General features: G+C 45.2%; 26 protein-coding genes, 4 tRNA genes, 1 pseudogene and 1 other annotated feature. All 31 genes and pseudogenes read left to right on the top strand.

The genetic code is table 11. From position 1 onward, the window contains the following. Nucleotides 1-172 precede the first annotated feature (172 nt). Nucleotides 173-640, top strand: a complete 468-nt coding sequence (def, locus tag ACKI5G_RS11715) for a peptide deformylase (RefSeq protein ID WP_407400558.1) — start codon at nt 173-175, stop codon at nt 638-640. Continuing rightward, complete coding sequence (gene fmt / locus ACKI5G_RS11710; RefSeq protein WP_407400556.1) at nt 637-1,569, top strand: methionyl-tRNA formyltransferase; 933 nt, start codon at nt 637-639, stop codon at nt 1,567-1,569. Before def ends, fmt begins: the two co-directional genes overlap by 4 nt. A gap of 24 nt (nt 1,570-1,593) precedes the next feature. Then, a complete protein-coding gene (locus tag ACKI5G_RS11705; protein WP_407400554.1) occupies nt 1,594-2,394 on the top strand; it encodes a DUF116 domain-containing protein in 801 nt (266 codons plus the stop codon). Continuing rightward, nucleotides 2,395-3,723, top strand: coding sequence for a 16S rRNA (cytosine(967)-C(5))-methyltransferase RsmB (gene rsmB, locus ACKI5G_RS11700; RefSeq protein WP_407400552.1), 1,329 nt, complete (start codon nt 2,395-2,397; stop codon nt 3,721-3,723). A gap of 6 nt (nt 3,724-3,729) precedes the next feature. Next, nucleotides 3,730-4,770 carry a 23S rRNA (adenine(2503)-C(2))-methyltransferase RlmN gene (gene rlmN, locus ACKI5G_RS11695; protein WP_407400550.1) on the top strand — a complete coding sequence of 347 codons (1,041 nt, stop codon included), beginning with the start codon at nt 3,730-3,732 and terminating at the stop codon, nt 4,768-4,770. 212 nt (nt 4,771-4,982) lie between these two features. Then, on the top strand, nt 4,983-5,738 hold the full coding sequence (locus ACKI5G_RS11690) for an FhaA domain-containing protein (protein WP_407400548.1): 756 nt from the start codon (nt 4,983-4,985) through the stop codon (nt 5,736-5,738). 1 nt (nt 5,739) lies between these two features. Next, entirely contained in the window at nt 5,740-6,195 is a 456-nt protein-coding gene (locus ACKI5G_RS11685) for an FHA domain-containing protein (RefSeq protein WP_407400546.1), read from the top strand. Then, nucleotides 6,192-6,914 carry a Stp1/IreP family PP2C-type Ser/Thr phosphatase gene (locus ACKI5G_RS11680; protein WP_407400544.1) on the top strand — a complete coding sequence of 241 codons (723 nt, stop codon included), beginning with the start codon at nt 6,192-6,194 and terminating at the stop codon, nt 6,912-6,914. The genes ACKI5G_RS11685 and ACKI5G_RS11680 overlap by 4 nt, the downstream gene beginning before the upstream one ends. Next, entirely contained in the window at nt 6,904-8,163 is a 1,260-nt protein-coding gene (locus ACKI5G_RS11675) for an FtsW/RodA/SpoVE family cell cycle protein (protein WP_407400542.1), read from the top strand. The genes ACKI5G_RS11680 and ACKI5G_RS11675 overlap by 11 nt, the downstream gene beginning before the upstream one ends. Next, complete coding sequence (locus ACKI5G_RS11670; RefSeq protein WP_407400540.1) at nt 8,153-9,550, top strand: peptidoglycan D,D-transpeptidase FtsI family protein; 1,398 nt, start codon at nt 8,153-8,155, stop codon at nt 9,548-9,550. Before ACKI5G_RS11675 ends, ACKI5G_RS11670 begins: the two co-directional genes overlap by 11 nt. A gap of 11 nt (nt 9,551-9,561) precedes the next feature. Then, entirely contained in the window at nt 9,562-11,364 is a 1,803-nt protein-coding gene (gene pknB, locus ACKI5G_RS11665) for a Stk1 family PASTA domain-containing Ser/Thr kinase (RefSeq protein ID WP_407400538.1), read from the top strand. Nucleotides 11,365-11,392: 28 nt separating this feature from the next. Then, nucleotides 11,393-12,289, top strand: a complete 897-nt coding sequence (gene rsgA, locus ACKI5G_RS11660) for a ribosome small subunit-dependent GTPase A (RefSeq protein ID WP_407400536.1) — start codon at nt 11,393-11,395, stop codon at nt 12,287-12,289. Continuing rightward, nucleotides 12,289-12,939: a ribulose-phosphate 3-epimerase gene (gene rpe / locus ACKI5G_RS11655; protein ID WP_407400534.1), complete on the top strand. Its 651-nt coding sequence runs from the start codon at nt 12,289-12,291 to the stop codon at nt 12,937-12,939. The genes rsgA and rpe overlap by 1 nt, the downstream gene beginning before the upstream one ends. Before the next feature lie 15 nt (nt 12,940-12,954). After that, complete coding sequence (gene queC, locus ACKI5G_RS11650; RefSeq protein ID WP_407400532.1) at nt 12,955-13,638, top strand: 7-cyano-7-deazaguanine synthase QueC; 684 nt, start codon at nt 12,955-12,957, stop codon at nt 13,636-13,638. 11 nt (nt 13,639-13,649) lie between these two features. Continuing rightward, the gene (folE2, locus tag ACKI5G_RS11645) at nt 13,650-14,438 is read left to right on the top strand and encodes a GTP cyclohydrolase FolE2 (RefSeq protein ID WP_407400530.1); all 789 of its coding nucleotides are present in this window, start codon (nt 13,650-13,652) and stop codon (nt 14,436-14,438) included. A gap of 68 nt (nt 14,439-14,506) precedes the next feature. Beyond that, nucleotides 14,507-15,526, top strand: a complete 1,020-nt coding sequence (locus ACKI5G_RS11640; RefSeq protein WP_407400528.1) for a YbhN family protein — start codon at nt 14,507-14,509, stop codon at nt 15,524-15,526. Nucleotides 15,527-15,606: 80 nt separating this feature from the next. Further along, nucleotides 15,607-16,776, top strand: coding sequence for a hypothetical protein (locus tag ACKI5G_RS11635; RefSeq protein WP_407400526.1), 1,170 nt, complete (start codon nt 15,607-15,609; stop codon nt 16,774-16,776). 71 nt (nt 16,777-16,847) lie between these two features. Next, nucleotides 16,848-17,600, top strand: coding sequence for a glucosaminidase domain-containing protein (locus tag ACKI5G_RS11630; protein WP_407400618.1), 753 nt, complete (start codon nt 16,848-16,850; stop codon nt 17,598-17,600). Nucleotides 17,601-17,649: 49 nt separating this feature from the next. Beyond that, nucleotides 17,650-19,272 carry an ABC-F family ATP-binding cassette domain-containing protein gene (locus ACKI5G_RS11625; protein WP_276838067.1) on the top strand — a complete coding sequence of 541 codons (1,623 nt, stop codon included), beginning with the start codon at nt 17,650-17,652 and terminating at the stop codon, nt 19,270-19,272. 62 nt (nt 19,273-19,334) lie between these two features. Then, nucleotides 19,335-20,627 (top strand): DEAD/DEAH box helicase, encoded by a 1,293-nt coding sequence (locus ACKI5G_RS11620; protein WP_407400524.1) that lies wholly within the window; start codon nt 19,335-19,337, stop codon nt 20,625-20,627. A 129-nt stretch (nt 20,628-20,756) separates the two neighbouring features. Beyond that, a tRNA-Tyr gene (locus ACKI5G_RS11615) sits at nt 20,757-20,841 on the top strand. A gap of 19 nt (nt 20,842-20,860) precedes the next feature. Further along, a tRNA-Met gene (locus tag ACKI5G_RS11610) sits at nt 20,861-20,936 on the top strand. 12 nt (nt 20,937-20,948) lie between these two features. Beyond that, a tRNA-Thr gene (locus ACKI5G_RS11605) sits at nt 20,949-21,024 on the top strand. Between the two features lie 7 nt (nt 21,025-21,031). Further along, a tRNA-Met gene (locus ACKI5G_RS11600) sits at nt 21,032-21,108 on the top strand. A gap of 172 nt (nt 21,109-21,280) precedes the next feature. Next, nucleotides 21,281-21,430, top strand: a complete 150-nt coding sequence (gene rpmG / locus ACKI5G_RS11595) for a 50S ribosomal protein L33 (protein WP_027398039.1) — start codon at nt 21,281-21,283, stop codon at nt 21,428-21,430. 102 nt (nt 21,431-21,532) lie between these two features. Then, complete coding sequence (gene secE / locus ACKI5G_RS11590; protein ID WP_071997220.1) at nt 21,533-21,703, top strand: preprotein translocase subunit SecE; 171 nt, start codon at nt 21,533-21,535, stop codon at nt 21,701-21,703. 34 nt (nt 21,704-21,737) lie between these two features. Further along, nucleotides 21,738-22,286 carry a transcription termination/antitermination protein NusG gene (nusG, locus tag ACKI5G_RS11585; protein ID WP_027398040.1) on the top strand — a complete coding sequence of 183 codons (549 nt, stop codon included), beginning with the start codon at nt 21,738-21,740 and terminating at the stop codon, nt 22,284-22,286. A gap of 26 nt (nt 22,287-22,312) precedes the next feature. Then, on the top strand, nt 22,313-22,738 hold the full coding sequence (gene rplK, locus ACKI5G_RS11580; RefSeq protein WP_027398041.1) for a 50S ribosomal protein L11: 426 nt from the start codon (nt 22,313-22,315) through the stop codon (nt 22,736-22,738). A gap of 61 nt (nt 22,739-22,799) precedes the next feature. After that, complete coding sequence (gene rplA, locus ACKI5G_RS11575; RefSeq protein ID WP_027398042.1) at nt 22,800-23,483, top strand: 50S ribosomal protein L1; 684 nt, start codon at nt 22,800-22,802, stop codon at nt 23,481-23,483. A gap of 16 nt (nt 23,484-23,499) precedes the next feature. After that, nucleotides 23,500-23,638, top strand: a sequence feature (ribosomal protein L10 leader region). Between the two features lie 22 nt (nt 23,639-23,660). Next, nucleotides 23,661-24,209, top strand: coding sequence for a 50S ribosomal protein L10 (gene rplJ, locus ACKI5G_RS11570; protein WP_407400520.1), 549 nt, complete (start codon nt 23,661-23,663; stop codon nt 24,207-24,209). Nucleotides 24,210-24,269: 60 nt separating this feature from the next. Continuing rightward, a pseudogene (gene rplL, locus ACKI5G_RS11565) lies at nt 24,270-24,467 on the top strand (50S ribosomal protein L7/L12); the annotation flags it as partial.

Raw genomic sequence — 24,467 nt, 5'->3', positions numbered from 1 at the left:
TGCTAATTTGCTAATTTGCTATACTAACCCCTAGAAATATTTTGGAGCACTGATCAGATACGTTGACAGTGCTCCATTTTTTTGCGTTTTTTGCTGAGATGGTATAGTTTGGACTTTCCTTCCATAATATGATAAAATTAGACGGATATAGAGAAATAGGAGGGTGTTATAGTTGGCACTGTTAGATATAGTAAAAGCTGGTGACCCTGTTTTGAAACAGGTTGCCGCTCCCATAGAGAAGGTTGACAGCAAAATTAGAAAGCTGATGGAAAATATGGCTGAGACCATGTATAAGGCTGATGGCGTCGGTTTGGCCGCGCCACAGGTGGGGCAGTCCATCCGTTTGGTGGTAATTGATGTTGGTGACGACAATGGCTTGCTGGAAATGGTGAATCCTGTGATTACACGTCGTGAGGGTACCGAGATTGGCCAGGAGGGATGCCTTAGTGTGCCAAATGTATTTGGCGATGTGGAACGTGCGGAGAAGGTCAGTGTTGATTACCTTAACCGCTGGGGCAAGAAAAAGCACCTTACAGCAAAGGGCCTTATGGCCCGTTGCATTCAGCATGAGCTGGACCATTTGGAGGGTACATTGTTTATTGATGTGGCTAAGACCATTAAGCAGGGAGAAAACAAATGAGCAAATTAAGAACTGTTTTTATGGGAACACCGGATTTTGCCGTTGGTTGTCTGGATGTAATGCAAGAAAAGACGGAAGTGCTTACCGTTATTACACAGCCTGATCGTCCAAAGGGGAGAGGTCAGAAAATGACGCCTTCTCCAGTAAAGGTTAAGGCATTGGAATACGGCCTGCCTATTTGGCAGCCGGAGAAAATAAAGACAGCTGAGTGTGTAGCAAGGCTAAAGGAGTTGAAGCCTGATCTTATTGTGGTTGTAGCCTTCGGTCAGATCCTTTCTCAGGAGGTTTTGGATATTCCTCGCCTTGGCTGTGTAAATGTTCACGCTTCCTTACTGCCTAGATATCGTGGGGCGGCACCTATTCATTGGTCCATCATTAACGGGGAAACCGAAACCGGCGTAACCACCATGATGATGGATGCGGGCCTTGATACCGGAGATATGCTTCTTAAGAGCAAAATTGAAATTACACCGGATATGACTACAGAGGAACTTCACGATAAGCTGGCGGTTATGGGCAGCAAATTGTTGGCAGATACTGTTGATGGGCTTGTGGCTGGGACTATCACTCCAGAAAAACAGGATGACAGCCTTACCAATTATGCTTCTATGCTTACCAAGGAAACTGGTCATATTGACTGGACCAAGTCGGCTCAGGAGGTTCATAATCTTGTACGTGGACTTAATTCATGGCCAGTGGCCTGGACCATGCTGGATGGCAAAAACTACAAGGTCTGGGGCACAAAGGTAAGAGAGGATAAGTCCGGTAATCCAGGTGAGGTGTTGGAGCTTACCAAAAAGAGCTTTATTGTTGCTGCTGGCAAGGGCGCTGTAGAAATCACAGAGATTCAGCCACCTAGCAAAAAACGCATGGCAGCAGGTGATTTTGTTCGGGGCAATGGCGTAAAAGTTGGGTTCATTTTTAATTGATGCTGTTTTCCAAGAGGATACGTTATGAAATATACGGTAAAAAAGGCTAAGAAGCGACTTTTTATCAGTCTTTTGTGCATAACCTATATCATAATGCTGATAATATGTGCAGGAGTCTGGTTTATAACCCTTCCTGGTCTTAATAATATAAATCCCCATCTGGCCCCTGCCTTCGCGGCGGCTATGATAGGAATCCTGTTCCTCATTGGGTTTGGGATTTTGGGGATGGTGTTTGGCATAAAAGGTTGGCCGTTGCCTGCTATTTTCAAAAAGCAGACCTATACCCTTTTGAATGTCCTTTATTACATTGTTATTTCTGCTGGGAAAATTGTTGGGATTGATCGTCGGCGTATTGAGGCATCCTATGTGGCAGTGAGTAATACCATTGTAGGCAATCGTCATTTGAAGGTGCCGGCTGACAGACTTTTAGTGGTGACACCTCACTGTTTGCAGCTTAGCACTTGTCCCCATAAGATAACTACGGATCCCAATAATTGTAAGCGTTGTGGTGGCTGTAATATTGGAGATTTGGTAACCTTGGCTGAGGAAATCGGCTTTCATTTCTTCGTGGTAACAGGGGGGACCTTGGCCCGCCAAAAGGTTATGGAAATAAGGCCACAGGCGGTTGTGGCAGTGGCCTGCGAGCGTGATTTGGCCAGTGGTATCCAGGATGTATACCCTATACCTTCAGTAGGAGTTATGAATATTCGCCCTAATGGTCCATGCTTCAACACCAAGGTTGATGTTGAGGAGTTCAAAAGAGCCATTATGGATATTATAGATTTGCCTGCATCTGATGCTGTCAGTCAGGAAGAGGAGAATTAAATGGATAAAGCACGTGAAACGGCTTTGAAAATTATAAATGCGGTCCATGAACAGGAGGCTTATGCAAACGTAGCTCTGGCAAAGGAGCTACGTAAGGGCGGTCTTAGTGATATGGACCGTCGTTTTGTTACTGAGCTTGTTTATGGTACCGTAAAGGCAGGGGAAACTCTGGACTGGATTATCAGAAAGTATATTAATCGCCCTATAAGCAAGGTTAGCCCGATTATAAGAGATATTTTACGCATGGGTGTTTACCAGCTTAAGTATATGGACAAGGTGCCTGATTCCGCCGCTTGCAATGAGTCTGTGGAGCTGGCCAAGCGTTTTGGCCATGCAGGGGTTGCCAAATTTGTCAATGGTGTAATGCGTACTATGGTAAGAGAGCCGGAGAAGGGGGCATTTCCGGAGGGAAAGGGGAATGCCACTGTTCAGCTGGCCCTTACGGAGCAGCACCCGGAGTGGTTGGTTCGTCGTTGGATTAAAGAATTTGGCTATGATGAGGCAGCAAAGCTGTGTGCATTTAACAACAAGCAGCCACCTCTTTCTGTACGGGCCAACACCTTGAAAACAAACCGTTCTGAGCTTATGCTTCAGCTTATTTCAGTGGGTGTGGATTGTCAGCAGTCTGTATTCACGCCTGAAGGGGTTATTATCAAGTCCCATGGTTCCCTTGATGATTTGCAGGTGCTTCAGGATGGTTATTGCCAGGTCCAGGATGAAAGCTCCATGCTGGTGGCCCATGTGGTGGATCCTCAGCCAGGGGAGCTGGTATTGGATGTTTGCAGTGCCCCGGGAGGAAAAACAACCCACATGGCAGCTATGATGGAAAATCGTGGACGCATTGTGGCCTGCGATATCTACGAGCATAAGCTGGAAAGGGTCAGAAACAATGCTGAGCGCCTTGGAATTACCATTATTGATCCAATGCTTATTGATGCCAGGGAAATTTGGCAGGAATTCCCACAAGAGGCAGACAGGGTTTTGGTTGATGCACCATGCTCTGGTCTTGGGGTTCTCAGAAGAAAGCCTGATTCCAGATGGCGTAAATCGCCTGAGCTTATAAAGGAGCTGCCTAAGCTGCAGCTGGAAATTCTCAGAAGTGCAGCGGCAGCGGTAAAACCAGGGGGGCTTTTGGTGTATAGTACATGTACTATAGCCCATGAGGAGAATCAGGATGTAGTTAAGGCTTTTTTGGAAAAGGCCAAGGAATTTACTCTGGAAAATGCCGGGGAGCGACTGCCTGTGCCAAGAGATGATGAAATGGTTCAGCTGTATCCTCAGCGTGACGGTACAGACGGATTCTTTATTGCATGTATGAGGAGAAAATAATTCATCATGGTTAATATTTTCGGCAAAACATTGGAGGAACTGACAGAACTTCTTACGGAATGGGGCTTGCCAAAGTTCCGCGGCAAGCAGCTGGCGGATTGGATGTACAAGAAAAGTGTTACTGATTTTAACGATATGCAAAATCTTCCCAAGAGTATGAGGGAAAAGCTGGCTGGGGAGTGCGTAATTGACCGGGCTGCCCGTGTTGATCAGCTGGATTCTGCCGACGGCAGAACCTCCAAGTTTCTCCTTAATTTCTCTGATGGGGTAGGAGTGGAAACGGTGCTTATGCGCCAGCCCTACGGAAACAGTATATGCGTTTCCTCCCAGGCGGGATGTAATATGGGCTGTGCTTTTTGCGCTTCAACTCTTCACGGTATGGTTCGTAATCTTACTGCGGGAGAGATGCTGGCTCAGACCTATTACATAAATGATATGCTGTCAAAAAACGGGGAAAAGGTGGATACCATCGTTATTATGGGTTCTGGCGAGCCACTGACTAATTATGATAATGTTCTAAAATATATAAGATTGCTTCATGAGGATTATTGTCTTGGAATGAGTTACCGCAGTGTAACCTTATCCACCTCTGGGATTGTTCCCAATATTTATCGTTTGGCCCAGGAGGAGATACCCGTTAATCTCTCCATTTCACTCCACGCACCGGAGGACAACCTTCGCTCGGAGCTTATGCCCATTAACCGCAAGTATCCTATGGCCGATGTGATAAAGGCTGGCGGGGATTATGGTGAAAAGACCCATCGCCGGGTTACCTACGAGTATATTCTTATTGATGGGGTTAATGATAATGCCAAGCAGGCCAAGGAATTGGTGGAGCTGCTGAAGGGACAGCTGGCTTCGGTAAATTTGATACCTATAAATCCCGTGGTGGAGCGGAATTGGAACCGTCCGTCCCCGGAGAGAATAGATTTCTTTGAGAAGTACTTGGCCAAGCACCATATTACGGTAACAGTCCGCCGGGAAATGGGCAATGATATTCAGGCTGCCTGCGGCCAGCTGAGAAACAGACACCTAAAAAATGGCTGAGATAGCTGATTTTAAGCGGATTATCTTATTTACTTGTATAGATTTAAGATGTAAAATTAAGACTAGTAAAACGAGACTTATCCAGTTGGAGCTTTAAACTCCAACTGAATTTTAGTCGAGTAAATCCTGAGCTTATGGGCGCTTAACTCCCAACTAAGAGGATGGGAGCCTTAGCGCCCGTTAGTGTAGGGTAAGGCTTAGGAGGGACTATTATGTCTATAGGCAATCTGGAGTCTTTTCTGGAAAAAAAGATAGAGGGATTTTTTAATCGCAAGCTGAGCTCTGTCCTGGAACCAACTGAGGTCATAAAGCAGCTGGAGCGAGAAATAATCAGAAAAAGGCGCAAAAGTCAGACAGGTCTGATTGTGCCTAATTTTTATTATGTGGAAATGGCCCCTGATGATTATCAGCGTCTCTGCGCCCGTCGCTTTCTTGATGAGCTTTATGTTATGGTGGAAAAGATGATTATTTCCAATGACTGTTTTATGGATGGACAGCTGGAAATTACCTTGAATGCCAATGAGGAGTTCAAAAAGGGCACCTGCGAGGTGAAGGGAACCTTTGTGGATGACAGTTACGGAGAAATGGAGCATCCAGTGGAGGTGCCGGAGTGCCATACCATTGTGCTGAACAAATCAGAATTCAAGCCGCCTCTTAACCTGCCGGTGGAGCATAAGACAGTGAGCCTGCTGGCAATAGAGGGACCTGATATAGATTCCTATTTGGAGTTTGGAGAAAAGCAGATATATATCGGCAGAAGGGTGAATAACGATTTCATCCTCACTGATACCAATGCTTCCAGGGTCCATGCTTTTATAACCTATGAAAGGCATCGCCATATATTGTATGACGCCGAAAGTCTTAATGGTACCTTCGTAAACGGACAAATGGTAGTGTCACCACAGCTCCTTCATACCGGGGATGAAATACGAATTGGTGAGACGGTGCTGGTGTATGAGGTGATTTGATATGCAGGGAACTGCAATAATAATTAAGACGTTGGGCATTGCCCTTCAATATGGGTTGCTTCTATTATTGCTGTATTTTGTCTATAAGCTGATGAAGTTTATGAAAAAAGACAGTCAGCCTGTAGTGGAAGATATATATGCAGTTACAGAAATTTCTAATGTGGAAGCGGTGCTGACAGTGCTGGAATGCTCTGATCAGAGTATGGTAGGTCAGCGATTTGCCTTTTCCAATCATATCAGTATTGGTCGGGGGAACGATAACGACATCGTTTTGAATGATAGCTTTGCTTCCCATCATCATGCGGAAATAGCCCTTTTGAACAATCTGTATGTAATAGAGGATATGGGCAGTGTCAACAAAACATTTGTGAATAACGAGCCCATCACCGGGCGACAGTATTTGCAGTCCGGTGATTTGATTTCTGTTGGTTCGGCTACATTTGAGTTCGGGAGGTGATAGATTTGTTAAAGGTTAGTCAGGCTACTGATATCGGCTTAGTGAGAGAGCTAAATGAGGATAGTATTTTAGTCGGCCCTAAAGATGTATTTGTGGTGGCTGATGGAATGGGTGGTCATGTGGCCGGTGAAATAGCCAGCCATATTTTTACGGCAACTGTGGAAAACAAACTGTCATCTGAGGATACCACCCTTGACCAGGATGGCCTTCGCTATCTGGTTATTGATGGAAATGATGCCATCTTTGAATGTACCCAAAAAAATCCTGAAAGAAGCGGAATGGGAACCACTGCAACCATACTTCACCTTGAAGAAAAATCAGCCTTTTGGGCCCATGTGGGGGATAGCAGACTATATCGTCTCAGAAATGGTGAGCTTAAGCAGATAACCAGCGACCATACCTATGTGGCGGAGCTTTTGGCCAATGGCAGCATTTCTGCTGAAGAGGCCAAGGATCACCCAAACAAGAATATGCTTTTAAGAGCAGTGGGAGTAGACCCTGTGGTAAAGGTGGATACCGGTGAATTGGGGCTGCAGGACGGCGATGTATTTCTTTTGTGCTCCGATGGTCTTACCAATATGGTGACATTGCCTGCTATTCAGGCGACTCTTGATAAAGGGGATTGCCCGGACAAGGCAGCCGCACTGGTGGAGCAGGCCAAGGCTGGCGGTGGTTTGGACAATATCTCAGCAATAGTGGTGGAATACAATGAAAACTAAAAGCCTGCTTTTGGTGGCAGTTGATTTTTTGATTATGTTTGCTGGTTTGGGAATTATAATGCTGAACCAGTATCCCAATGTAGATTATTCACCTGTTCCCTGGGCATTGGGGGCGGCTGTTATGGGGTTCGTCATTCAGCTGTTTCTTGTTAAGGGAAGGTATAGCAGCGATATATGGGTCTTTCCCATGGTGCTGTTTTTTTCAAGCCTGGGCATAATTATGTTGGCCAGACTGAAGCCTATACTGTGTGTACCTCAGCTAAGATGGCTGATGATTGGTATGGTTGTAATGCTGGGAGTCCTGTATTTCTCCCGCCAGCTGAAAAACATGATGCAGTATCAGTACATTTTGGGAATATGTACGTTGGTGGTATTGTGTCTTTCACTGATTTTCGGTGTGGAAATCGGTGGCAGCAAGAACTGGCTGGTACTTGGACCTATTTCTGTCCAGCCTTCAGAGTTTGGTAAAATACTGCTGGTGCTGTTTTTGGCAGCTTTTCTGTCTGACCATGGGGAAATGCTGAATGCAGCAAAACGGAAATTTCTCTTTCTCGATTTGCCTCCAATAAGATTTATTGCTCCTCTTTTGGTTATTTGGGGCATCGCTATTCTTATGTTCGTAGTCCAGCGTGATTTGGGCTCAGCCCTGCTGTTCTTCTGTATGGCAGTGTTTATGACCTATATGGGGACCGGCAGTAAATCCTATGTGTTTATAGCTATGCTGTTTTTTGGGCTGGGAGCTGCAATAAGCTACGCTTTTTTCTCCCATGTACAGGTCCGCTTTAATATTTGGCTTGATCCTTGGGCAGATCCGGCAGGACAGGCATATCAGGTGGTTCAGTCACTGTTTGCTTTTGCTGCTGGTGGCGTTTGGGGAACGGGCTTTACGCATGGCCATCCGGGACTTATACCCGAGGTCCATACGGATTTTATTTTCTCAGCTGTGGCTGAGGAGTTGGGGCTTTTGGGCTGTACCGTCATTATGATGGTGTATGCGATGCTTTTTTATCGCGGTATTATGATTGCCATGAATTGCAAAAAAGAGCTTCATACACTGGCGGCTGCGGGCTTTTCCATAGCCCTCTTTACCCAGGCTTTTATAATTATTGCCGGCGTAACCAAATTTTTGCCTCTTACGGGCATCACTCTGCCATTTATTAGCTATGGCGGCAGTTCCATGGTATCAGGCTTTATTATGATAGGTCTTTTATTGTCATTATCAAAGAAGGAAAAGGTTCATGGGGCATAAAGATATAAAAAAATATATTCTGCATTGCAGTGTTTTTATGATGGCATGCTTCATGTGTCTTTTTGGATATATTGTTTATCTGCAGGTTATCGCGGCACCATCACTGGCGGCCAATCCTATGAACCGTCGTGGCAATGCAGCATTAGATATAACAAGGGGAGCAATCCTTGATATAAATGGCCGGGAGCTGGCAAAAAGCTCTCAGCCGGGAGAAAGAAGCTACCCTTATGGTGCAATAATGGCACCGGTAACAGGGTATCTTGGAGAGGCCATCGGCAGTGACGGCATTGAGTCTGTGGCAGGAAACGATCTTACAGGTCAGTCCCAGCAATTACAGATGCTGGGGCCAATAGGCCAGGCCATGCAGTCCTCCCAGGGCAATAATGTGAAGCTTACGGTGGATGCAGATATTCAGCAATTGGCTTATGAGGCATTGGGCAGCCATAAGGGTGCTGTGCTGGTTATGAATGCAGAGACTGGAGCCATAATAGCCATGGTGAGCAAACCCGCTGTAGATCCTACAGATGTTGAGAGCAACTGGAAGAGCCTCACGGCAAGGGAGGACAGCCCGCTTCTAAACAGAGCTACCCAGGGACTTTATCCACCAGGCTCCACCATTAAGGTGCTTATAGCTGATGCAGCCCTTGACGAAAAAGTTACTGACTTAAATGAGAAGTTCAACTGCAATGGTAAATTGCAGATTGGCAATGAATATATTGGCGAAAGCCACGGAGCAGTTCATGGTAATAATCTTACCTTGAAGGATGCTCTTACAGAATCCTGTAATGTTACCTTTGGTACCCTGGCTATGCGGATGCATGGAAAAGGGTTGGAGAGTGCCTTTGACAGATTTGGTTTTACCACTCCGATTAACAGTGAATTTAATGAAAGCAAATGTCATTTGCCAAAATTTTCATCTCTTGGGGATGGTGATACAGCCCAGGTTGGTATCGGTCAGGGAGAGACATTGGTGACACCTCTGCGGATGGCAATGTTGGCCAGTGCTTATGTTAATCAGGGTAAGATTATGGTTCCATATCTTGTGGAGGAAGTGATTTCTCCTGTAGGGCTGGTAATAAGAAAAGCCTCTCCGTCAAAATGGATAGAGGTTACTTCTGATAAGCGCGCCAGCATAATTGGTGGCTTTATGGAAAATGTTGTAACCAACGGTACTGGAGGGGCAGCGGCAGTGTCCGGTGTCCGGGTTATTGGCAAAACCGGTACTGCAGAGAATTCCCAGGGGGCAGATCACGGCTGGTTTATTGGTGCAGCTGAGCTTCCGAAGGGGAAAATAGCCTTTTGCATAATTGTTGAAAATAGTGGTGGCGGTGGAACTGTAGCGGCTCCTATCGCCCGTCAGATAATTACAGCTTTGAAAGACAGGTAGGAGGATATGGCATGATAGAACGCGTTTTAGCAAGACGATATGAAATTCAGGAACATATCGGTGGCGGCGGCATGGCTGATGTATACAGAGCTCATGATAAGCTGTTGGATCGTGCTGTTGCTGTAAAAATCCTTCATGCGCAGTTTGCTAATGATGCCGAATTTATAGAGAAATTCCATCGTGAGGCCAAGGGTGCAGCCAAGCTGACCCATCAGAATATCGTTAATATATATGATGTGGGGGAAGATGAAGGCAGTCATTTTATTGTTATGGAATATGTGGCTGGCAAGACCCTTAAGGAATATATTCAGGAAAAGGGATGTCTGGAGCCTGAGGAAGCTGCCCGCATAGCCAAGGAATTGGCGTGTGCTCTTGAGGCTGCCCATAAGAATGATTTGGTACATTGTGACATTAAACCCCATAATATTTTGATTATGGGTGATGGTCACATCAAGGTTACAGATTTTGGTATTGCCAGAGCAGTTTCTTCATCTACGATGACCTATGGAGGAAATGTTATGGGCTCTGTCCATTATTTTTCTCCTGAACAGGCAAAGGGCACCGCTATTACTACTAAGTCAGATGTATATTCTCTTGGCGTGGTGCTGTATGAGATGCTTACCGGCACATTGCCATACAACGGCGAAACCTCTGTCAGCATTGCATTGAAGCATTTGCAGGAGGAGCCGGTACCTATTCGTCAGATTAAACCATCTGTACCGGCAGTTTTAGAGGCCATTGTACAGAAGGCAATGAACAAGGATCCTATGCTGCGGCCTACCAGCACAGATATGTACATGGATCTGGAGCAGGCACTGTCCATGATTCAGGGCAAATCCACTGGGGTAGTTGTGAATGCACCGCAGCCATCAAATGATCCTTTTGCAACCCAGGTTATTCCTCGTGTTACCCCTGATATGCTTCAGCAGAATCAGCCTCAGCAGTACAGCTCTCATGATTATGATTACGATTATGATGGGGAGTACGAGGATGATGGTGAGGAGGATGAGGGTTCCTTCAAGAAAATGCTTAAGTCCAAAAAGTTTATTTTTGGCTTGGTCTTGATTTTGGTATTAGGATTCTTTGCAGGGTCCTTCCTGTCCTTTGGAAATTTCTGGAGCTCCGTAGAGGTGGAAGTTCCAGATGTGGTAGGACGTCAGGTGGAGATTGCCCGTGAGATGCTGGAGGAAAAGAATCTGCGGGTTAAGGTAGCAGAGACTTATGATGCCAATGTTCCGGCAGGACAGGTGGTGTCCCAGTATCCTGAGGCAGGGATGATGGTAAAGGAGCAGCGCCAGGTTACGATTACCATTAGCAAGGGCGGTGAGGAGCTTACTATGCCAGATTTGAAGGGCATGTCAAGGTCCAATGCGGAAGCCAAGCTAAACAAGATGGGACTGAAAATCGGTGCGGTCTATGAGGAAGAATCCGATGAACCGGCAGGAACGGTTTTGAAGCAGGACCCTGTTAATGGTTCCAAGGTTACCAAGGGCCAGTCCGTAGACTTTACTGTCAGCAAGGGGCCTAAGAAGACTGGAGTGACCATTCCGGATTATACTGGTATGTCTGTGGACAGTGTAAAATCCAATCTGGCAGCAAATAAGCTGAAGCTTGGCACTGTTACGGAAAAGTCAAGTTCCCAGTCAAGGGGCACTGTTATTGGCCAGTCACCGGCAGCAGGCTCCGAGGTAAAGGAAGGCGGTGCTGTAAATATTATTGTTTCCAGCGGACAGGCCGCCCCAACTACAACCAAGCCAACAGATCCGGAGAAGAAAACTCAGAAAACATCTCCGGAAGAAGTTGTAAAACCGTAGTTATATTTAAATTGTAAAGGATATATAAATGCCAACAGGTCAGGTTATAAAAACATATAACGGATTTTATTATGTGCTTGAAGATGGCAGGGAGCTTACTCAGAATCAAGAGCTTTTGTCCTGTCGTCTTCGTGGCAGGATAAAAAGAATAAAGGGCTCCGTGGTGACCGGTGATATGGTGGAGTACGAGCTTTTGGATGATGGTACCGGCGTTATTGAAAAAAGGCTGCCCAGAAAAACGCTTCTCCATAGGCCTTCTGTTGCCAATATTGATCAGGTGATCATAACCTTTGCGGTTAAGGAGCCGGATATTAATTCGCTGCTGTTAAACCGTTTTTTGGTGCTGGCAGAGTGGTCGGATATTCCGGAAATTGTAATTTGTCTTAATAAAACTGATTTATTGCCTGTTTCTGCTGAGGAGTTCGTTAAGCCTTATGTGGCTGCCGGTTACAAAGTTATTTTTGCGTCAGCTCATGAAAAGCAGGGAATCGAGGAAATCAGGAGCTTGCTGAAGGGGAAGGTTACTGCCTTTGCAGGACCTTCAGGGGTGGGAAAGTCCTCTCTCCTCAATGCTATTGACAGCAATTTGTCCCTTGCTACTGGGGTTATCTCTGAAAAAATAAAGCGGGGTAAGCACACCACCAGAGCGGCCTGTCTGTTGCCAGTTGCCAGCGGCGGTATCGTAGTGGATACTCCGGGCTTTAGTGCGGCTGAGATGGAGCATCTTGACAAAAGTCTTTTGGCTGGTTATTTCCCGGAGTTCAGACCATTAATAGAAAAGTGCTATTATAATACATGTACCCATAGCCATGAGCCTGACTGCGGTATAAAAAATGCCCTGGCAGAGGGAATTATCAGTCAGGAGCGTTATGATGCGTATTTGAATATATTGCAAAGTATTTTAGAGAGAAAGAAGGCATATTGATGACTAAAGTTGCGCCATCAATTTTATCTGCTGATTTTGCCAATTTGGCTCAGGAGGTTGAAAAGGTTATTACAGCAGGTGCTGATTATGTACATATAGATGTTATGGATGGTACCTTCGTACCGGAGATTACCTTGGGTGCCTTGATTGTGAAGGCTATTCGCCCTGTGACTGATGCTGTATTTGATGTACATCTCATGGTAGAGTATCCGGATACTCAGATTGAGTCCTTTGCCAAAGCAGGGGCGGATATTATAACCTTCCATGTGGAGGCCGCAAAACATCCTCATAGAGTATTACAGGCCATTAAGGCTGCTGGCTGTAAGGCTGGTATATGCCTTAATCCGGGGACTCCTCTTTCAATGGTGGAGGAGCTGTTGGCTGATCTTGATATGATTGTTATTATGTCCGTAAATCCAGGCTATGGTGGACAGAGGTTTATTCCTAATTCATTGGATAAAATTGCCCGCTTAAAGGCGATGCTAGTCAAGGCTGGAAGCAAGGCCGAGATCGAGGTGGACGGTGGTGTTACCGTGGACAACTGCAAGGCACTGGCGGAGGCCGGGGCCGATGTATTGGTGGCTGGTTCAGCGGTATATAAGGCACAGGATATAACTGAGGCTATTCGTAAGCTGCATTGCGTCGGGTAAGGAGGGCGTTTGTTAATGGAAAAAGCAGTTGTTTTACTTTCTGGTGGTCTTGATTCTACCGTATGTATGGCAGTGGCCAAATCAAAGGGCATGGAGGTTTATCCCATCAGCTTCAATTACCATCAGAGACATAACATTGAATTGGAGGGTGCCAAGAAGGTTGCCAAATTCTACGGCGTGAAAAAGCACCTTATTATAGAAACTAATATGGAGGAAATCGGAGGTTCTGCCCTTACAGACAGTAAAATTGAGGTTCCGGACGGGGACTTTCAGCATGGGGCAAATGATATACCGGTCACTTATGTACCTGCCCGTAATTTGATTTTTCTCAGCTATGCCATGGCTTATGCTGAGGTTATTGGTGCAGACCATGTATATATCGGTGTGAATGCAGTGGATTATTCCGGCTATCCGGACTGCCGCCCGGAATTTATTGCCAGCTTCCAAAAGACTTCTAATCTGGCTACTAAAGCCGGGACTGCCGATGGACGTAATATTAAGATAGAAACTCCTTTGCAGGATCTTTCCAAGAAGGAAATAGTTCAGCTGGGAAGTAAGCTGGGGGCCCCATTGCAGTTTACCCATAGCTGTTACAAAGGCGGCGAGAAGGCCTGTGGTGTCTGCGACAGCTGTAAGCTGAGACTTCGTGGGTTTGAAGAGGCCGGTGTAGTTGACCCCGTTGAATATGAGAATATGTAATAGGTGTATTTATGAAGGACGTACAAAATAGTACAGATACCCGCGGTATTGCCATTCAGAAGGTGGGTATCAGGGATGCACATCTTCCTCTTTTGATAAAAACAAAGGAGGGGGATTATCAGCAGGTTTTGGCAAATATTAGCTTTACCGTTTCTCTGCCAATGGAATATAAGGGTACCCACATGAGCCGATTCCAGGAGATTCTGAACAAATGGACCCGCCTGCCTATTGCAGAGGTGGAAATGGCTGATATTTTGAAAGAGGCCATGGATAAATTACAGGCGGAAACAGCGGCTATTCACATTGAGTTTAAATATTTTGTGGATCGCTTTGCGCCGGTTAGCAAGAGAAAATCAGTTTTGGATGTGGACTGCTTCTTTGATGGTGTTATGAAAAGAGAACAGCCCTTGCAGTTTACTTTGGGAGTGAAGGTTCCATATACTTCTCTTTGCCCTTGCAGCAAGGAAATTTCTGAATACGGAGCCCATAATCAGCGTGGTATTATGGATGTAAGGGTTTCCTTCGATGATGAGCATGAATGTATTCTCATTGAGGATTTGGTAGCCCTTATGGAGCAGCAGGGATCATGTCAGGTCTATCCTCTGCTAAAGCGTGAGGATGAGAAATTTGTAACGGAAAAGGCCTACGATAATCCAAAATTTGTTGAGGATATTTTAAGAGATGGCGTGATTGCCCTTCGTCAGCTTGAAGGCATCAAATGGTTCGCTCTGGACTGCGATAATTTTGAAAGCATTCACAACCACAGCGCTTATGCCAGTCATGAGGAGTTTGTGGAATAGAGGTAGAATTTGGCACGAAATAAAGCAAATGGTATAATAGTGCTGATTTCTTTTTAAGGAGTTGCTGAATGAATAAGGTTTATGGGCGTATACTAGGCTTATTCCTATTGGTTTTGGTAATATCCAGTGCCGTAATTTATTTTACGGTGGACATTAATACCATTACCAATTTATATATGTTCCAGCCCTGGTCCGTTGGCTTGGCAATATTGGCCATGGCCATCGGTCTTGTATTGGATGGAACCAGATTAATGCACATGGTAAAAATATCCGGGGAAAATATTACCTTGAAACAGGCTGTGCAAGTGGTTTTTGGTAACTATTTTCTGGCCATGCTGGGCCCTGGAGCTGCTGCCGGTGCCATAGCACAGGTGATGTTTCTGCGTAGGGCAGGAGTTCCTGGTGGAAAGGCCGCTGTATTGGCATTGGTCCGTACGGTGGTGTCAATTTTTTTTCTGGCCTGCTGCTTGCCATTTATATTCCTTCACGATGAGGGAATATTGCCGGGTGTTTCCAATGCGGTAATGGTTTATGTTGCCGGTACTGTAACAATTTTAATGTTGGTGGCAGCCTATGGTATTCGCAAAAATGCATTTGATTATTTAGCAGTGAAAATTGCCAGAAAGCTATCCAAAAAGTGGAGCAGAAAATTTGTGGATATGTACAGAGATAGCAAGTCTGCCATAATTTTGCTGGCATCATCGCCTAAATCCATGATCCGGGTTTTCTTTGAATCTGGTTTAAGCCTGATATTTATTTACATGGTGGTCCCTTTTCTTATGCTGGGCTTGGGCGTTACTGTGGATTGGCTTACGGTAATGGGGCGCATGATGTTTTTGAACATATTGCTGTATTTTTCTCCTACTCCGGGAGGTTCCGGTATTGCGGAGGGTGGTTTTGTATACCTCTTCAGTGAAAGCGTACCATCTGGTACAGTAGGTATTCTTGCTCTATCATGGCGTTTTATTGCAGAATATTTGCCATTTTTTGTGGGGCTGTATTATACCATTACAGTATTTGGCAAGCACGTGCTGGACAAGGATTTGGATGAGGATGATCCAAATTCCATCAAAGTAATGGATAAGTAATGTATATCAGTCTATAGCCATGTTTGTTATAGACTGATTTATTTATATGATGTTAATGGGTGCTATGCGATGTGAAGTGTATGGAGAAATATGTATCTAAAGAAATAATTGCAGGCATCGTAAATTTTGCCATGATATTGGTAAATATCATGGTGGTCACCATGATGTGGCAGAGGGCCGGTGTGCCATTTAACGGAGCTTATACGGCAGTGGTGCTTAGTTCAATTCTGGGAACTGTGGTGGCTGCATACTATAAGATTGCAGTGGCGGTGGCTCCCGGAATAGTGATTAACAGTGTTTTATGCTATGATTTGGTTATATGCCAGGGCTATACGTGGCAGGAAGCCATGACAGTGCCATTTTTTGCTGGGGTACTTATATTATTTTTGGTTTATGCTCATCTTCATCGTAAGCTGATATCAATTTTGCCCCAATATTTGGAAACAGCAATTCCTGCTTCGTTGGGAATCCTGCTTATTTACAGAGGACTTGTAATGGGACGTCTGGTTATTGGAGATCCATTTCAAGTAACAGCTATGGGAAGCTTAAACGATCCTTTGGTTATAATTACTATTGTAAGTTTTTTGGCAGTAATGGTTTTTTTGAGCAGAAAAAAATCACAGGGATTGGCAGTAGGTTTATTGGTGGCACTGGTAATGGCATATATAAATGGCTATGTTGAAGTACCTGCATATATCTTTTCTGTGCCAGAGGGCTTTATAGATACGGCGTTTCAGATTAATTTTGACAGATTTTTTGAACTGTTAGCTTCGGTGGCAGTAGTTTTCCTCGTTTTGCTCTTTGATGGTCTGGCTGTAGCTAAGACAATGCTGAAAGCTGAGGAGAAGTTGCTGAGAATAAATGGCTTTGGCTCTCTATTGGGAGGTCTGTTATCAGGGGGCGCCATGAGTGTGGCTGAGGCGTCTGTTGCCGGTGGTTATGGCAGTGATAATCCCGGAAAAATCTCGAGGGCTACAGTAATACTGTTGATATTGTTACTGTTTTGTGGTCCTATGATGATGGAGCTGAAGGATTATCCGGTCATTTTTGCCGCCTCTGTAATTGGGGCAGGCTGCTATTTGCTGTCAGATTTGAAATTTTTACCAATTAATGATAATATATCAATCTTGGCAGGAGTTTTTACTCTGATGCTGGTTCCTCTTTGGGGGAGCCTTACAGCAGGAATATGCTTTGGGCTTATTCTGTACTGTATTCTAAAGGTAGTAAATGGCTTTAGAAAAATAAAATGAGAGCTTTAAAAAGGAATTGGGAGGTCTTTGGGGTGTTTTTTAAAGGTAATTGTGCCCGTTTTTTATGTGCCATGGGTGTGCTGGCAGTGTTAAGCTGCGGTAGTGCAACAGAAGCGAAGACTGTTGCTGATAATAATGCAGAGCCTGTTAAAAAAACTACAGTTTCTACTGAAAGATCATATAATAATGGTAAAACCAAGGTAGTTACTGACAAGAGCAGTTCATCTGAGAAGAAAAAGAGCTTTGCAGAAAGAATAGAGGAGATACTTCATCCTACACCTGTGGAGCAGCCAGAGGTAGTGTTGCCAACCTCATCCAACGAGATGAATATTATGGGCAGCCCTGTGGCAACTCAGGAGCAGTGCGTAAGATACCTTTTGAAGAACAATCCAAATCCGCTTCTTAATACCACTCCGGAGGAACTGGTAAACTTTTATTATGAGGAGGCTTCCCGGGAGGGTATACGTCCTGATATTGCCTTTGCCCAGGCATTAAAGGAAACGGGCTTTTTCAGCTATGGTGGTACGGTTATACCGGCCCAGAATAATTATTGCGGTCTTGGAACCACCAGTGCCACAGTAAAGGGGGCCTTCTTCGAGTCCCCACGGGTGGGGGTAAGGGCCCATATCCAGCATCTGCTGGCCTATGTTTCCACCAAGAATCCGGCTACTCCAGTGGTGGATCCTCGTTATTCTCTGGTAAGGGGCGTTTATGGTGACAATACCCTTAATCAGTGGCAGGACCTTAATGGTCGCTGGGCCGTACCAGGAGTTGGTTATGGCCAAAGTATTTTAGATTATTATCATGCAATCTTAAATTCATGATTAATATATATAGTAATTTTTAAAACAGTATAGAGAGGATTTTTTTACAATGATTTCAACAAGTGGTGTTACACTCCAGTTCGGTAAGCGCGTGCTCTTTAAGGATGTTTCCATTAAGTTTACTCCGGGAAACTGCTATGGCGTTATCGGTGCCAACGGCGCCGGTAAATCCACCTTTCTTAAGTTGCTTTCCGGCGATATTGAGCCTACCAAGGGTTCCATAGATATTACTCCTGGTGAGCGCATGTCAGTACTGAAGCAGGACCATTTTGCCTTTGATCAGTATGATGTTATCCGTACAGTTATTATGGGTAACCAGCATCTGGTAGATATTATGGAAGAAAAGGATGCAATTTATGCTAAGCCTGATTTCTCCGATGAAGATGGTATTCGTGCCGGTGAACTGGAAGCAGAATTCGCCGAGCTTAACGGCTGGGATGCAGAGGCTGATGCGGCAAAGCTGTTAAACGGACTTGGCATCCATGAGGAGCATCATAATAAGATGATGTCCGAGATGGACCCTGATTTGAAGGTACGCGTACTTCTGGCCCAGGCCCTTTTTGGCAATCCTGATATCCTTCTTCTTGACGAGCCGACCAACCATTTGGATTTGGAGTCCATCAAGTGGTTGGAGGACTTTTTGGCAGATTTTGAAAATACTGTTATTGTAGTATCCCATGACCGTCATTTCCTGAATCAGGTATGTACACATATTGCAGATGTGGACTTTGGCAAGATTCAGCTTTATGTTGGTAACTATGATTTCTGGTATCATTCCAGCCAGTTGGCTTTGCAGATGGCCAAGGATGCCAACAAGAAGAAGGAAGAAAAGATTAAGGAGCTCCAGACATTTATCGCCCGGTTTGCAGCTAACGCTTCCAAATCCAAGCAGGCTACTTCCCGTAAGAAATTACTGGAGAAGATTACCCTTGATGACATTAAGCCATCCTCCCGCCGTTATCCATATATTGCCTTCACTCCTGACCGCGAGGCCGGGGACCAGCTCCTTATCGTGGAGGGAATTTCCAAGACCATTGAGGGTGAGAAGGTTCTTGATAACGTAAGCTTTACCTTGAAGAAGGGGGACAAGGTAGCATTTACTGGTCCTAACAGTGCCGGCAAGACTGCATTGTTCCAGATTCTCATGGGTGAAATGGAACCGGATGAGGGTACCTTTAAGTGGGGTGTGACTACCACTCAGGCATATTTGCCAAATGATAACACCCAGTATTTTGAGGGGTGCGAACTGAGCTTGACCGACTGGCTTCGTCAGTATTCCAAGGATCCGGATGAATCCTTTGTTCGTGGCTTCCTGGGCCGTATGCTCTTTAGCGGTGAGGAAAGCCTGAAGAAGGCCTCCGTTATCTCCGGTGGTGAGAAGGTTCGTTGCATGCTGTCAAAGATGATGCTCAGTGGTGCCAACGTTCTTTTGATGGATGAGCCTACCAACCATCTTGATCTGGAATCCATCACTGCCCTTAATGATGGCCTTATTGCCTTTAAGGGAACCTTGCTCTTTACATCCCATGACCATGAGTTTGTACAGACTATAGCTGATCGTATTATAGAGCTCACTCCAGGCGGTGTATTTGATAAGTTTACTACTTACGATGACTTCCTTGCCGATGAGGAGCTCCAGAAGCGTCTGGCTGCACAGTACGAAAATAAATAAGCGTTGTATTGGCTCCCCCAATTTGGGGGAGCTATCTGCATATATGTATATGAGGGATTATCATGAAATTATTTGAAGAATTAAGTGTGTCACAGCCCCTCTGTGATGCTTTAAAGAAAATTGGTATAAGAGAGGCTACTCCTGTTCAGGAGCAGGCCATTCCGGCTCTCAGAAATGGACGTGACACTATTGTTCAGGCCCAGACCGGTACTGGAAAGACCTTGGCCTTTTTGTTACCTTTATATGACAAGATTAAGACCCAGGCGGATAATGTACAGACCTTGATTATCACCCCTACCCGTGAGCTTACTATTCAGATTTCCAAGGTGGCGGCAATTTTGGATAAGGCCACTGGTGTACGTTCCCTGGCGATTTACGGCGGTCAGGATATTGAGCGCCAAAAGCATAAGCTGGGCCGTGATCCCCATGTTATTATCGGTACTCCGGGGAGAATCCTGGATCATCTTCGCCGTCGCACACTGAATTTTTCCACCACAAATAAAATCGTTCTTGACGAAGCAGATGAAATGCTTCGCCGCGGCTTCATTGAGGACGTGGAAACAATACTTTCCACCATGGCCAAGGACAGACAGATTATGCTGTTTTCTGCCACTATGCCGGACCGTATTAAATCTTTGGCCCATCGCTATATGGTTCAGGTTCAGCATATTGAGATAAAGGCAGAGCATATTACATTGGACACCATTAAACAGCGTGTGGTGGATACCATGGAAACATCCAAAATGGACAAGCTATGTGAGCTTATTAATGAGGAGCAGCCATATTTGGCCATGGTATTCTGTTCTACCCGCACCCGTGTGTCCCAGGTGGCCATGACCTTGGCCAAGCGGGGCTATTTGGCAGATGAATTGCATGGTGAGCTTAGCCAGCTTCAGCGTACCAACGTGTTGAAGAAATTCCGTCAGGCCAAGCTCCAGATTTTGGTTACCACTGATATAGCTGCCAGGGGCCTAGATATTGAGGGAGTAACTCACGTATTTAATTACGATATTCCTCAGGATACGGAAAGCTATATCCATCGTATTGGTCGTACGGGACGTGCAGGACAGCAGGGCGTAGCTATTACCTTTGTAAATGCCCGCCAGTATAATATGCTGAGAAAAATCGAGGCCGGCATCAAAAATCACATTACCAAGGATATTTCCAGCAGAAGCTTAGCATCCCGCATAAAGAGAGAAAAACGGGAAAAGGAGCTTGCACTGAAAAAACAGCAGACGGAAAAAAAGCAGGCAAAACAGGCAAAAAGTAAGTATGCCAACAGAAAGGGAAGTGGGCACAAAGGCCGTAATGACAGGTCTCGCAGACTTCGTGACAGGGCAAAAAGAAAAAAATAATAAAAATTTTAAAAAAGTGCTTTACAAACTCAAAATAAGATGATAGTATATATACCTGTCAGCGGGAAACACAAAAGACGCACTGATAAGCGTGTATCTCAGTGATAACCGCCACCAAGTGAAGATACTGGGTAGGTGCCCGAGTGGTTAAAGGGAACGGACTGTAAATCCGTCGCCGTAGGCTACGATGGTTCGAATCCATCCCTGCCCACCATTTTATATCTTCAGAATATCGCGGGATGGAGCAGTCGGTAGCTCGTCGGGCTCATAACCCGAAGGTCAGAGGTTCAAGTCCTCTTCCCGCAACCAAAAGCTTGGTATGCTGATATAGCTCAGTCGGTAGAGCGCATCCTTGGTAAGGATGAGGTCACCAGTTCAAATCTGGTTATCAGCTCCATATATATGGCTGCGTAGCTCAGTTGGCTAGAGCATTCGGTTCATACCCGGAGTGTCAGGAGTTCAAATCTCTTCGCAGCCACCAACTACTAAATTTAGCCCCTTAGCCAAAGGGGTTTTATTTATGCCATAAATGAAATGTCCTTCATTTTTATTTTAATAAGCTTGTCTGTTGACACTAAGAATATATTATGATAAATTATGTTAGTGACATTTTGTTAAGTGTACATAATTTTCAATAGTAAGGAGTGCATACGATGCGCAATGCGGTTACGTTGGCCTGCACTGAGTGCAAGAGTCGCAACTATCAGACCAACAAAAACAAGAAGAACGATCCAGATAGAATCGAATTCAACAAGTATTGCAAGTTCTGCAAGAAGCACACACTGCACAAGGAAACCAAATAATTAGCAGTAGAGTGTAAGGGTTGCAATATTAGACAGGATGTGAATGCATTGACGAACGAGAAAGCGTCAGCAGTTCAGACGAAGTCTTCAGGTTTTAACCCTATGCAGTTTTTGCGTGAAGTTTCGGCTGAAATGAAAAAGGTATCCTGGTCCACTAAGGAGGAGCTGGGCAGATATACTGTTGTGGTATCCATAACGGTTTTCATTGTATGCTCTCTGATTTGGATATGCGATACGTTCTTTACAAGGTTGTTTAATCTGATTTTACGTTAAGACTGGAGGGTAGGGATGCTGGGCATCCAAGTGTATGGAATCTGAAAAGAAGCTTGAAAGACATTGGTATGCTGTACATACCTATTCTGGATACGAAAATAAGGTTAAGTCCAATCTTGAGAGAAAAGTTAGTTCCCTGGGATTGGAAGACAAAATCTTCAATGTGCTTGTTCCTGTAAAGGATGAGATCGAAAAGAAGAACGGCGTCGAAAAAGTAATCAAGAGAAAGCTTTTCCCTGGTTATGTATTTGTCGAGATGATTGTCAACGAAAAGACATGGTTCGACGTAAGAAATACTGATGGCGTTACTGGATTTGTTGGTTCCGGTACAGATCCTACACCTATCGGTGAGGCTGAGATGGAAAACATCCTCAGCAAGATGGGAATGGGCGAAGCCAAGGTTATTGTCAATATTGATGTTGAAGTTGGCGAAGTCATTAAAATCAAATCCGGTTCATTTGAAAATTACGCAGCAAAGGTTGTTTCCGTGGACAACGAGAAGGGCAAGGTTAAGGCTCTTATCGACATGTTTGGCCGTGAGACTCCTGTTGAACTTGACTTTGATCAGGTAGAAAAAAGCTGATTTCCTTTTAAGGAGGTGTATATAAGATGGCAAAGAAAGTTGCAAAGATGGTAAAGTTGCAGGTTGAGGCTGCTAAGGCTACTCCGGCTCCTCCAGTAGGTCCTGCTCTTGGTCAGGCTGGTGTTAACATCATGGCTTTCGTTAAGGAATTTAACGAGAGAACTGCCAAGCAGGCTGGTCTTATCATTCCAGTAGAGATTACTGTATTTGAGGATAGATCCTTTACCTTTATCACTAAGACTCCTCCAGCTGCTGTACTTCTGAAGAAGGCTGCAGGTCTGGCAAAGGCTTCTGGTGAACCAAACAAGAACAAGGTTGCAAAGCTGCCTCGCGCAAAGGCTCAGGAGATTGCTGAGTCCAAGATGGCAGATTTGAATGCTGCAAGCATTGAAGCTGCTACTCGTATGATCGAGGGTACCGCTCGCAGCATGGGTATCGAAATCGTTGACTAATGACTGATTTCGTGCTCGTGGGAGGAAAATCCGTTATTACCACGAAGGGAGAAATTTTGAAATGGCAAAAGCAGGTAAGAAGTATCAGGACGCTGTAAAGCTTCTTGAGACTGGTAAGGTTTACACTGTTGAGGAAGCTGTTGATCTCGTAAAGAAGACTGCAACTGCAAAGTTCGACGAGACTATTGAGCTTCATGTACGCTTAGGCGTTGATCCTAAGTATGCAGATCAGCAGGTTCGTGGCGCAATCGTGCTGCCACATGGTACTGGTAAGTCCAAGCGCGTATTAGTATTTGCTAAGGGCGCAAAGGTTGAAGAGGCAGAGGCTGCAGGTGCAGACTTTGTTGGCTCCGACGAAATCGTAACTAAGATCCAGGGTGGCTGGACTGACTTTGATGTCGCTGTAGCTACTCCTGATATGATGGGTACTGTTGGTCGTCTTGGTAAAATCCTCGGTCCTAGAGGCTTGATGCCAAACCCTAAACTCGGTACTGTAACTATGGATCTTGGCAAGGCAATCAGCGAAATCAAGGCTGGTAAGGTTGAATACCGTACTGATAAGGCTGGTAATGTTCATTGCCCTATCGGCAAGGCTTCCTTCGATGCAAATAAGCTCGTTGAGAACCTCAATGCTTTGATGGATACATTAATTAGAGTAAAACCGGCTGCTGCAAAGGGTCAGTATATCCGCTCTGTCACCATTAGCTCCACCATGGGCCCTGGTGTTCCAGTAGTACATGCTTGATTTTTTGTGGGCTGTATAATAAAATAGTCTATGGCTGTAGACAGCAGGTATGGAGCTTCGGCTTCATTTAAAGGAGACGCCTGCCGAGGCCGGATGCTTACGCATGAATATGCGGCTTCCGGTAAATCAGCCGGAGGCCGTTTTTGCTCTTTATATTATAAAAAAGGAGGTGTATTCATGGCTGTTACAGAACAGAAGAAGGCAATTGTTGCTAACTTAAAAGAAATTCTCACTAGTTCCAAGGGTGCTGTCATCACTTCTTACAAGGGACTGACTGTTGCTCAGGATACTGCACTGCGTGTAGAACTCCGTAAGGCTGGTGTTACCTACCATGTAATCAAAAACACAATGACTCGTATTGCTGCCAAGGAGGCAGGTCTCGATGATATGATTCCATTCCTCGAGGGTACTACTGCTATGGCATATTCTGCTGACGATGCAGTTGCTCCTGCAAAGGTTATCAGCGAGTTCATTAAGAAGAACAACCTGGCTGAAGAGGAAAAGCTCGTAGTCAAGGGTGGTATCGTTGAGGGTAAGGTAGTAAGTGCTGACGAAGTTAAGGCTATCGCTTCTCTGCCTTCCAGAGAGGTCCTCATCGGCAAGCTGCTGGGCAGCATGCAGGCTCCAGTTTCCAACACTGTTGGTATCATGGGCAACATGGTTCGCAGCATCGTCAATGTGCTTGACGCTATTCGCAAGCAGAAGGAAGAGCAGGCATCCGCTTAATCTGACCGCTGCTTAAAATATTTAAAAAAGAAATTAATGTTAAAATTGGAGGAAATAAAAATGACTAACGAAGAAATTTTAGAGGCAATTGGTAACTTGACTGTTCTCGAGCTTTCCGAGCTCGTAAAGGCTGCTGAGGAGAAGTTCGGCGTATCCGCTGCTGCTCCTGTAGCTGTAGCTGCTGCTGCTCCTGCTGAGGGTGGCGCTGCTGGTGGCGAGAAGTCCGAGTTTGACGTAATCCTGAAGGATGCTGGCGCT

This window comes from Anaerovibrio sp. (assembly GCF_045637405.1).
Lineage (GTDB): Bacteria > Bacillota > Negativicutes > Selenomonadales > Selenomonadaceae > Anaerovibrio.
Note: the sequence above shows the minus strand (reverse complement) of the source record. Positions and strands in the feature narration are given on the sequence as shown.

Excerpts from the sequence above, each read along its gene's own strand:
- rpmG (WP_027398039.1), top strand. The coding sequence starts at position 21,281 with ATGCGCAATGCGGTTACGTTGGCCTGCACTGAGTGCAAGAGTCGCAAC.
- ACKI5G_RS11705 (WP_407400554.1), top strand. The coding sequence starts at position 1,594 with ATGAAATATACGGTAAAAAAGGCTAAGAAGCGACTTTTTATCAGTCTT.
- rsgA (WP_407400536.1), top strand. The coding sequence starts at position 11,393 with ATGCCAACAGGTCAGGTTATAAAAACATATAACGGATTTTATTATGTG.
- ACKI5G_RS11690 (WP_407400548.1), top strand. The coding sequence starts at position 4,983 with ATGTCTATAGGCAATCTGGAGTCTTTTCTGGAAAAAAAGATAGAGGGA.
- rplJ (WP_407400520.1), top strand. The coding sequence starts at position 23,661 with ATGGCTGTTACAGAACAGAAGAAGGCAATTGTTGCTAACTTAAAAGAA.
- ACKI5G_RS11635 (WP_407400526.1), top strand. The coding sequence starts at position 15,607 with ATGGAGAAATATGTATCTAAAGAAATAATTGCAGGCATCGTAAATTTT.
- secE (WP_071997220.1), top strand. The coding sequence starts at position 21,533 with ATGCAGTTTTTGCGTGAAGTTTCGGCTGAAATGAAAAAGGTATCCTGG.
- nusG (WP_027398040.1), top strand. The coding sequence starts at position 21,738 with ATGGAATCTGAAAAGAAGCTTGAAAGACATTGGTATGCTGTACATACC.
- fmt (WP_407400556.1), top strand. The coding sequence starts at position 637 with ATGAGCAAATTAAGAACTGTTTTTATGGGAACACCGGATTTTGCCGTT.
- ACKI5G_RS11625 (WP_276838067.1), top strand. The coding sequence starts at position 17,650 with ATGATTTCAACAAGTGGTGTTACACTCCAGTTCGGTAAGCGCGTGCTC.
- ACKI5G_RS11685 (WP_407400546.1), top strand. The coding sequence starts at position 5,740 with ATGCAGGGAACTGCAATAATAATTAAGACGTTGGGCATTGCCCTTCAA.
- ACKI5G_RS11630 (WP_407400618.1), top strand. The coding sequence starts at position 16,848 with ATGGGTGTGCTGGCAGTGTTAAGCTGCGGTAGTGCAACAGAAGCGAAG.
- ACKI5G_RS11670 (WP_407400540.1), top strand. The coding sequence starts at position 8,153 with ATGGGGCATAAAGATATAAAAAAATATATTCTGCATTGCAGTGTTTTT.
- rpe (WP_407400534.1), top strand. The coding sequence starts at position 12,289 with ATGACTAAAGTTGCGCCATCAATTTTATCTGCTGATTTTGCCAATTTG.
- folE2 (WP_407400530.1), top strand. The coding sequence starts at position 13,650 with ATGAAGGACGTACAAAATAGTACAGATACCCGCGGTATTGCCATTCAG.
- queC (WP_407400532.1), top strand. The coding sequence starts at position 12,955 with ATGGAAAAAGCAGTTGTTTTACTTTCTGGTGGTCTTGATTCTACCGTA.
- pknB (WP_407400538.1), top strand. The coding sequence starts at position 9,562 with ATGATAGAACGCGTTTTAGCAAGACGATATGAAATTCAGGAACATATC.
- rlmN (WP_407400550.1), top strand. The coding sequence starts at position 3,730 with ATGGTTAATATTTTCGGCAAAACATTGGAGGAACTGACAGAACTTCTT.
- ACKI5G_RS11640 (WP_407400528.1), top strand. The coding sequence starts at position 14,507 with ATGAATAAGGTTTATGGGCGTATACTAGGCTTATTCCTATTGGTTTTG.
- rsmB (WP_407400552.1), top strand. The coding sequence starts at position 2,395 with ATGGATAAAGCACGTGAAACGGCTTTGAAAATTATAAATGCGGTCCAT.
- ACKI5G_RS11675 (WP_407400542.1), top strand. The coding sequence starts at position 6,904 with ATGAAAACTAAAAGCCTGCTTTTGGTGGCAGTTGATTTTTTGATTATG.
- rplA (WP_027398042.1), top strand. The coding sequence starts at position 22,800 with ATGGCAAAAGCAGGTAAGAAGTATCAGGACGCTGTAAAGCTTCTTGAG.
- ACKI5G_RS11620 (WP_407400524.1), top strand. The coding sequence starts at position 19,335 with ATGAAATTATTTGAAGAATTAAGTGTGTCACAGCCCCTCTGTGATGCT.
- rplK (WP_027398041.1), top strand. The coding sequence starts at position 22,313 with ATGGCAAAGAAAGTTGCAAAGATGGTAAAGTTGCAGGTTGAGGCTGCT.